Source organism: Streptomyces sp. RKND-216 (genome assembly GCF_004795255.1).
Lineage (GTDB): Bacteria > Actinomycetota > Actinomycetes > Streptomycetales > Streptomycetaceae > Streptomyces > Streptomyces hazeniae.
The window spans coordinates 4,059,031-4,067,558 of record NZ_SSBQ01000002.1 but is presented as its reverse complement, the minus strand read 5'-3'; the positions used below and the strand labels follow the sequence as shown (position 1 = coordinate 4,067,558).

Annotated in this window: 8 protein-coding genes; 7 read left to right on the top strand and 1 reads right to left on the bottom strand. The window is 71.1% G+C overall.

Annotated features, from left to right (window positions below; genetic code table 11):
* Positions 1-114 precede the first annotated feature (114 nt).
* Positions 115-1,491: an NDP-hexose 2,3-dehydratase family protein gene (locus E4198_RS18110; RefSeq protein WP_136184088.1), complete on the bottom strand. Its 1,377-nt coding sequence runs from the start codon at positions 1,489-1,491 to the stop codon at positions 115-117.
* Positions 1,492-1,727: 236 nt separating this feature from the next.
* Between E4198_RS18110 and E4198_RS18105 the strand changes: the two genes are divergently transcribed.
* From E4198_RS18105 to E4198_RS18080, 7 genes are all read left to right on the top strand, one after another.
* Entirely contained in the window at positions 1,728-2,483 is a 756-nt protein-coding gene (locus tag E4198_RS18105; RefSeq protein WP_136184087.1) for an alpha/beta fold hydrolase, read from the top strand.
* Between the two features lie 17 nt (positions 2,484-2,500).
* Positions 2,501-3,739 (top strand): macrolide family glycosyltransferase, encoded by a 1,239-nt coding sequence (locus E4198_RS18100; RefSeq protein ID WP_247597728.1) that lies wholly within the window; start codon positions 2,501-2,503, stop codon positions 3,737-3,739.
* 46 nt (positions 3,740-3,785) lie between these two features.
* On the top strand, positions 3,786-4,799 hold the full coding sequence (locus tag E4198_RS18095; protein ID WP_136184085.1) for an ATP-binding cassette domain-containing protein: 1,014 nt from the start codon (positions 3,786-3,788) through the stop codon (positions 4,797-4,799).
* Positions 4,796-5,599, top strand: a complete 804-nt coding sequence (locus E4198_RS18090; RefSeq protein ID WP_136184084.1) for an ABC transporter permease — start codon at positions 4,796-4,798, stop codon at positions 5,597-5,599. The genes E4198_RS18095 and E4198_RS18090 overlap by 4 nt, the downstream gene beginning before the upstream one ends.
* Before the next feature lie 11 nt (positions 5,600-5,610).
* Entirely contained in the window at positions 5,611-6,825 is a 1,215-nt protein-coding gene (locus E4198_RS18085) for an aminotransferase class I/II-fold pyridoxal phosphate-dependent enzyme (protein WP_247597727.1), read from the top strand.
* 91 nt (positions 6,826-6,916) lie between these two features.
* Positions 6,917-7,360, top strand: a complete 444-nt coding sequence (locus E4198_RS25205; protein WP_210732850.1) for an FdtA/QdtA family cupin domain-containing protein — start codon at positions 6,917-6,919, stop codon at positions 7,358-7,360.
* On the top strand, positions 7,357-8,478 hold the full coding sequence (locus tag E4198_RS18080) for a DegT/DnrJ/EryC1/StrS family aminotransferase (protein WP_210732849.1): 1,122 nt from the start codon (positions 7,357-7,359) through the stop codon (positions 8,476-8,478). Before E4198_RS25205 ends, E4198_RS18080 begins: the two co-directional genes overlap by 4 nt.
* The last annotated feature ends 50 nt before the right edge of the window (positions 8,479-8,528 follow it).

Here is an 8,528-nt window from a genome sequence, read left to right as displayed (position 1 = left end):
GGATCGTACTGCTCCCGCCTACTGAAGCGATCTTGTGTGTCCGAACCGCTCGGAAAGGGGCGCCGGCCGCGAGGGCCGCTCGGAACGCCCCTCGCCGTCCGTCCGGGGGCCGGGTCAGCCGGCGACGGCCCGCAGGCACGCGACGAGGCTCCGGGCCTGCACGTTGAGGTAGTGCCGGTGCTGGAGCAGCCAGCTGAGCTGAGGAACGGTCACCCACCGGAATCCGGGCGGCTCCTGGTCGGGGTAGTCCGCACCGACCTCGACGATCGTGTAGCGGCTGCGCGAGTGGTAGAACCGCCCGCCCTCCTCGGACATCTCGGCGTCGAACAGCACCGTGTCGTGCGCCAGGTGCCGCTCCACGTCCGCGAACGGCTGCCGCTCCTCGTCCGGGAGGCCGGCGTAGTTCTCCGGAGTGCCCTGCACGGTGGGGGCGAGTTCGATGGCGTCGATGTACCCGGGCTCGATGCGGGCCCGCAGCAGCGCGTGCAGGACCCCGTCGAAACGCTTGACGATCAGCGAGACGACACCGAGGCCGTGCGGCTCGATCAAGGGCTGGCTCCAGCCGCTCACCTCGCGGCTGTTGGCCACCACGTCCACCGCGCGGACGCTGAAGAACGCCCCGCTCTCGTGCGACACGGCGTCCTCGGTGCGCCGCCAGCCGGGCAGCCCGGCCAGGCCCACGACCTCGGTCTCCACGTCCGGCATGGCCTGGTGCGTGGTGATCCAGTTCAGCAGCTCGGTGCCGGTGTGCACACCACCGGCCGGCTCGGCGCCGGGCAGGCAGGACAGCACGGTGCGAGCGTCCATGTTGACCCGGTGGTCGATCCGCAGCTGCTCCTGCACCTGCCCGAGGGTCAGCCAGCAGAAGTCCTCGCCGGCTTCCACCTCGGGGCCGACCTCGATCACCATGTTCCGGTTCCGCTTGCGGTAGAACCAGGCTCCGTGCTCGGACTGGAGGACGTCGGCGACGACCCGGTGCGGCTCGGCGTCCCGGAAGTGCTCGATGTACGGCACACCCCGGCCGCGGTGCACGCCGGTGTAGTTGCTCTTGGTCGCCTGCACGGTCGGCGACAGCTGCACGCCGTTGGGGTTGCCGGGCTCGGTCTTCGCCTGCATCAGCAGGTGCAGCACGCCGTCGATCTCTCGGACGGCGATGCCGAGCAGACCGATCTCCTGCTGGAGAATGATCGGCTGCGACCACTCGCGGACCGGCCCGCGGTCGACCCGCACGTCCAGGCCGGCGACGGTGAAGAACCGGCCGCTGTCGTGCACCAGGTTCCCGGTGCCGGAGGCGAAGGTCCAGTTGCGCATGGACCGGAACGGAATCGGCGTGACGTCCTGCGACTGGCTCGCACACCGGTCGGCGAACCACTTCGCGAACTCCTCCGCGCCGGTGGCGACGCCGTCGACCGCGCGTGCCGACTGCGCGAGTCGCTCGGTCAGCCGGGGGTCTTCCTGACGGAGAACGCCGGGTCCGGTGGTTGGCGGCATGGGAGTCTCTCTCCGGTTCGTGAGGTCGACGGATCGCTCCGTTCCGGCCGGGGGACGTGGCCCGTGCGACCGGCTTGTCAGTCCGTGGCGTCCGTCCCAGACGACCACGCCCCGCAGAAGGGTCCTAGGAGGGCAAGTGGCTCTCTAGGGGTTCACTCAGATCCCCGCCGGCGGCCCGCCTCGTGGCACGTCAGAGCCGACATGCTGGTCCGTGCCCGCGAACCAGAGAGGCAAGGATGAACGACACCGCCACGTGGATTCGGCGCTTCTTCCCGAGCGACGAGGCTGCCGTCCAGCTGATCTGTCTGCCGCACGCGGGCGGGTCGGCGCCCTTCTACCGACCGGTGGCGCAGGCGCTGAGCCCGCAGATCGAGGTGCTCGCGGTCCAGTATCCCGGCCGCCAGGACCGTCGGCGCGAACCGATGCTGGAGACCATCGAGGACCTCGCGGACGGCGTCGCCGCGGCCGTGCGTGAGGCCGTGGACCGGCCGTTCGCCCTCTTCGGGCACAGCATGGGCGCCACCCTCGCCTTCGAGGTCGCGCGGCGGCTGGAAAGCAACGGCAGCGACCCGCTGCGGATCTTCGCCTCCGGCCGCCGGGCCCCCTCCACGCACCGCGACGAGCAGGTGCACCAGCGGGACGACGACGGCGTCATCGCCGAGCTGCGCACGCTCAGCGGCACCGACCAGCGGGTTTTCGGCGACGAGGAACTGCTGCGCATGGTGCTGCCGGCCATCCGCAACGACTACCGCGCCGCCGAGACCTACACCTGCGCCCCGGACGTGCGGGTCAAAGCGCCGATCACGGCGCTGACGGGCGAGTCGGACCCGAAGGCCAGCCACGAGGAGGTGGAGGCCTGGCGCGGCCACACCGAGGGCGCCTTCGACCTGAGGACCTATCCCGGCGGCCACTTCTACCTGATGGAGCACTCCGCCGACGTGCTGCGCGTCATCGGCGAACGGCTCGGCGCCCCCTCAGCGGCCCTGCGATGACCGGCGGGGGCGGCACGATGAAGCACGTGGCGGTCTTCGTCTTCCCGGGCTACGGACACGTCAACCCGACGCTGGAGCTGACGCGCACCCTGCTCGCCCTGGGCCACCGGGTGACGTACGTGCTGGACGAGCACCTGGCCGACCAGGCCGCGGCCACCGGCGCCCGGGTGGTGTCCTATCCCACGCAGCGCGCCCGGCTCGGCAGCGGCGCGGTGACCGGCGAGGACATCGGCAGCCTGGGGCTGAGTTTCCTGCGCGAGTGCATGGACGTCGTCCTGCCCCGGACGCTGGAGGCCTTCGCCGACGACGTGCCGGACCTGATCCTGTACGACCTGGAGAGCTTCTTCACCGCGCGCAACGCCGCGTTGGCCTGGAACCGGCCCACCGTGCAGATGTACGCCTACGCCGCCACCAACGAGACCTACTCGCTGGCCCTGGAGGTCTTCGACGGCGCCGGCGCCAACATCGGGCGCTGCATCGAGCTGGTGAGCGAGTACCTCGAGGCGAAGGGCGAGAGCCCGGACGCACTGATGCCGTTCCTCACCAACTACGACGACCGCAACCTCGTGCTGATGCCCCGGTGGTTCCAGCCGCACGGCGAGACCTTCGACGACCGGTACGCCTTCGTCGGCCACAGTCTCGCGCAGGAGGTGCCCGGCAGTGGCACCTGGACCCCGCCGGCGGAGGCGGAACGGTCCGTGCTGATCACCCTCGGTACCGAGGTGAACGACCACCCCGAGTTCTTCCGGATGTGCGACACGGCCTTCGCCGACGGCGGATGGCACACGGTGCTGGCCCTGGGCAGGGAGAGCCTGCCCGGGGACCCGCCCGCGGGAGGCCACGTCGAACTGCACGAGTGGATTCCGTTCCACACCGTCGTCCCGAACGTCGACGCCGTGGTGTGCCACGCCGGGATGAGCACCATGCTGCTCGCGCTGTACTTCGACAAGCCGCTGGTGATCGTCCCGTACTCGCCCGAGGAGAAGGTCAGCGGCCGGATGGTCGAGCAGCTCGGCATCGGCCGCACGCTGCTCCCCGAGGACGTCACGGCGGACTCGCTGAGGGCCGCGGTGGAGCAGGTGACGACGGACCCGGAGATCCGGCGCCGCGTCTCCCGCATGCGCATGCACCTTCTGGCCGAGGGCGGCCCGTCCCGGGCGGCCCTGCTGGTCGACGACTGGCTGAACGCCCCCCCGGCCGAGGACGCCCCCGTGTGGGCGCCCCACGCCGGCCGAGTAGCTACGGAGATCTCATGAGGTTCTGCACCCGGCGCGCGGCGCCTGCGTCGGACGGGGAGACGCCATGACCTACGCGATCGAGACGCACGGCCTGGTCAAGCGGTTCGGCAAGGTCACCGCCCTGAACGGCCTCGACCTGCAGGCCCGGGAAGGCACCGTACTCGGTGTCCTCGGCCCGAACGGCGCGGGCAAGACCACCGCGGTGCGCATCCTGGCCTCCCTGTCGCGCCCGGACGGCGGCAGCGCCCGGGTCTGCGGCTACGACGTGGCCTCCAAGCCGCACGAGGTGCGCCGCGTCATCGGCCTCACCGGCCAGTACGCGTCGGTCGACAAGGGACTCACCGGCATCCAGAACCTCACCCTGGTCGCCCGGCTGCTCGGCCACTCGCGGAGCTCGGCGAAGAAGCGCGCGGCCGAACTGCTGGAGCGTTTCCGGCTGTCGGACGCCGGCGGCCGGAAGGCGTCCACGTACTCGGGCGGCATGCGCCGCCGGCTCGACCTGGCCGTCAGCCTGGTCGGCGAACCGTCGGTGCTGTACCTCGACGAGCCGACCACCGGGCTCGACCCCGAGAGCCGCCTCGAGATGTGGGACATCGTGCGCGACCTCGTCTCCCGCGGCTCCACCGTGCTGCTGACCACGCAGTACATGGAGGAGGTCGACCGGCTCGCCCACGACATCGTGGTGATCGACGAGGGCGTCACGATCGCCCGCGGCACCCCCGAGCAGCTCAAGGCAAAGATCGACCGGCAGGCGCTGGAGATCGTGCCGGCGGACGACACACGGCTCACCGAGACGGCGAAGATCGTCGAGGACCTCAGCGGAACGGAACCCGCCGTCGAGGGCCGCGGGCTGCTGGTGCGGGTCAACGACTCGGCGCTGCCCGGCATGGTGATGCGCCGGATGGACGAGGCCGGCATCGAGGTCAGCGAGCTGGCTCTGCGGCAGCCCAGCCTGGACGAGGTGTTCCTGTCGCTGACCGGGACACGCGGCAAGGCCGCCCGCAAGGCGGAGGCCGAAGCCCGGACCGCGGCCGCGGAGGCCGGGGACGAACAGCCCACGGATCGAGGGAACGCATGAGCGCGGTCGGCGACGTCACGAAGACCCACCGGATCGGACTCCTGGCGACGGTCCGGCACTGCCTCACCCTGTGCGGCCGCAACCTGCTGCACCTGAAGTCGAGCCCGGGTGAGATCGTCGGCTTCGCGCTGGTGCAGCCGCTGATGATCATCGGTCTGCTGGTGTACGTGTTCGGCGGCGCCATCGCCGGCAGCTCCGAGCAGTACCTGCAGTACGCCCTCCCGGGCCTGCTCGTGCAGGCCTCGGTGTTCGCGGTGCTGGCCACCGGATCGGGTCTCCACCAGGACATCACCAACGGCGTGTTCGACCGGCTTCGCAGTCTGCCGATCGCCCGCATCGCCCCGCTGGTCGGCCACCTGCTCGGCACCCTGGTGCGGGTCACGGCCGGCGTGCTGGCGATGCTCATCGTCGGCGCGATGCAGGGCTTCGAGGTGAAGACCGACATCGTGCGGACGGTGCTCGGGCTGCTGCTCGCCCTCGTCTTCGCCAGCAGCATGGCGTGGATGTCGATGCTGGTCGGCCTGCTGGCCAAGTCCGCTTCCACGGTCTACCTGTTCAGCGGCGTACTGCTCTTCCCGCTCACCTTCGGCAGCAACATCTTCGTGGAGACGATGACGATGCCGGGCTGGCTCCAGGCCTGGGCCGAGGTGAACCCGATCACGCACGCCGCGACCGCCATCCGCGGGCTCATGACCGGAACCCCGCTCGGGAACTCGGTGTGGTGGACGCTCGGCTGGACCGTCGCACTGACCCTGCTGTTCGCTCCGCTGGCGCTCCGCGCGTACCGGCGACAGGTCTGAGAGTCGGGGACGTGGTGCAGGTGAAGGGTGGCATCGACGATCTGGCGCTGTTCGGCGGCGCCAGGGCGTTCGAGCGGAACCACCGGGTCGGCCGGCCGAACCCGATCGTCCGGGAGCGGTTCCTGGAGCGGCTCAACCGTGCGCTGGACACCGAGTGGCTGTCCAACATGGGTCCGCTGAGCGAGGAGTTCGAGCAACGGGTCGCCGAACTCGCCGGCACCCGGCACTGCGTGTCGATGTGCAACGCCACCGTGGCGCTGCAGATGCTCGTCGGCGATCCGGGGACCGGCGCGGAATCCGGCGACGAGGTGATCGTCCCGGCGCTGACCTTCCCCGCCACCGCCCACGCCGTGGCGTGGCGCGGGCTGCGGCCGGTCTTCTGCGACGTCGACCCGGTGACGGGTCTGATCGACCCCGACCGCATCCCGGAGCTGCTCTCCCCCCGCACCCGCGCGATCCTGGGCGTGCACCTGTGGGGTCAGGCCTGCGACGTGCCGCGGCTGGAGAAGATCGCGGCAGGGGCGGGGGTACGGCTGTTCTTCGACGCCGCGCCGGCGGTGGGCTGTACCCACGACGACACCCGGATCGGCGCCTTCGGGGACGCGGAGGTCTTCAGCTTCCACGCCACGAAGGTCGTCAACAGCTTCGAGGGCGGCGCCGTCGTCACCAACGACGACGACCTCGCCGAACGGCTGCGCCAGGCACGGAACTTCGGCTTCACCTCGGACGGCACGGTGGGGCTGGTCGGCACCAACGGCAAGATGAGCGAGGCGGCCGCCGCCATGGGCCTGACCTCGCTGGAGTCGCTGGAGGAGACGATCGCCCACAACCGGGCGAACCACCGCACCTACCTGCGCGCGCTGGCTGACGTGCCCGGCGTGACCCCGTACGACTACGGGCTCCGGCACCGCAACAGCCATCACTACATGATGGTCACCGTCGAACCGGAACAGACCGGCCTGGACCGCGACCTGCTGCTCCAGGTGCTGCACGCGGAGCATGTGCTGGCCCGGCCGTACTTCTCCGAGCCGCTGCACCGGATGAAGCCCTACGCCGGAGCCGCCCCGACCACCCTGCCGGGTGCCGAGTACCTGTGCCGGCGTCTCCTCGCGCTCCCCACCGGCCCCGCTGTCCGCGACGAAGACATCGAGATCATCTGCGACGTCGTCCGCGTCGCCGTCGCGCACGGCCCGGAGGTCAGACGAAGACGCGCGGCACGGACGTGAAACAGCACACGACGTAGCGGACGGCGTCCGGCCGGCGTCGGACCGTCCGGTGCACCGCGCCGGGGAGCATCAGGGGCAAGGAGAGAGAGTGATGGTGGCCAAAACCACCGACACGCCCGTCGGCAGGGTCAAGCCATGCCGACTCATCGGGCTCGAACAGCACCACGACGAACGCGGCAGCCTGTCGATCGTCGAATCGGAGTGGACCACCGGGTTCCCCATCCGGCGCATCTACTACCTGCACCACACGCGTACCGGCACCGCGCGCGGCGCCCACGCGCACCGCGCGCTGGAACAGCTCTTCGTCGCGGCTCACGGCAGCTTCACGGTCAAGGTCGACGACGGCCACCGGCAGAGCGCGTACCGGCTGGACGATCCGGGCACCGGCCTGTACGTGGGTCCGATGGTGTGGCGCGACATCACCGACTTCTCGGACGACAGCGTCTGCCTGGTCCTCGCATCCGAGCACTACGACGAGACGGACTACTACCGCGACTACGCGGCGTTCCTGGAAGACGTCAGGAGGCAGCCGTGAGCTGCGTTCCGTTCTTCGAGGTCCGGCGACTGCACGCACTGGACGACGTCCAGGGGGAGATCGACGCCGCGGTCCTCCGAGCCACACGCTCGGGGTGGTACACGCTCGGGCCCGAACTCGACGCCTTCGAGGCGGAGTTCGCGGCCTACTGCGAGAACGCCCACTGCGTCGGCACCGGCAACGGCCTCTCCGCCCTGGAACTCGCCCTGCGGGCCCACGGGGTCGGCCCGGGCGACGACGTGCTCGTCCCCTCGCACACGTTCATCGCCACCTGGCTGGCGGTGTCCGCGACAGGTGCCCGTCCGGTCCCCGTCGAACCCGCCGAGGACGGCTTCCTACTCGACACCGAGCAGCTCGGTTCCGCGGTGACCGCCCGCACCCGTGCGGTGATACCGGTCCACCTGTACGGGCACCCGGTCGACCTCGACGCCGTCGGCCGCTTCGCCGCCCGGCACGGCCTCGCCGTCGTCGAGGACGCCGCTCAGGCCCACGGCGCACGCCACCGCGGCCGTCGGGTCGGCAGCGGCAACGCCGTCGCGTTCAGCTTCTACCCGGGCAAGAACCTCGGAGCGCTGGGCGACGGCGGCGCCGTCGTCACGGACGACCCCGCACTGGCCGACCGGCTGCGGCTGCACCGGAACTACGGCGCCCAACAGGGCTACGACCACCGGATGCAGGGCACCAACTCCCGGCTCGACGAGGTGCAGGCCGCGGCGCTGCGGGTCAAGCTGCGCCACCTGGACGACTGGAACGCGCGGCGCGACCGGGTCGCGAGCCGCTACACGGCAGCGCTGGCCGGCGTCCCGGGGATCGTCACGCCGGACGTGGCACCGTGGGCCGAGCACGCGTGGCACCAGTACGTGGTACGCATAACGGACCGGGACGCCGTGCAGGCACGCCTGTCGGCCGCCGGGGTGGAGACGCGGGTCCACTATCCCGTGGCCGTGCACCGCACGCCGGCCTACGCGGAGGAAGGCTTCGGAGCGGACGGCGGGCTGCCCCGCGCCGAGCGGCTCGCCGCGGAGGTGCTGAGCCTGCCCGTGGGGCCGTACCTGTCGGACGAGGCCGTCGACACCGTCACCGAGGCGCTCGGCGCCGTCCTCGCCCCGTCCTCCTGAGGGGCCCTCTAGATGTTCACTCAGACCCCGGCCGCACCACGCCGTCCGGC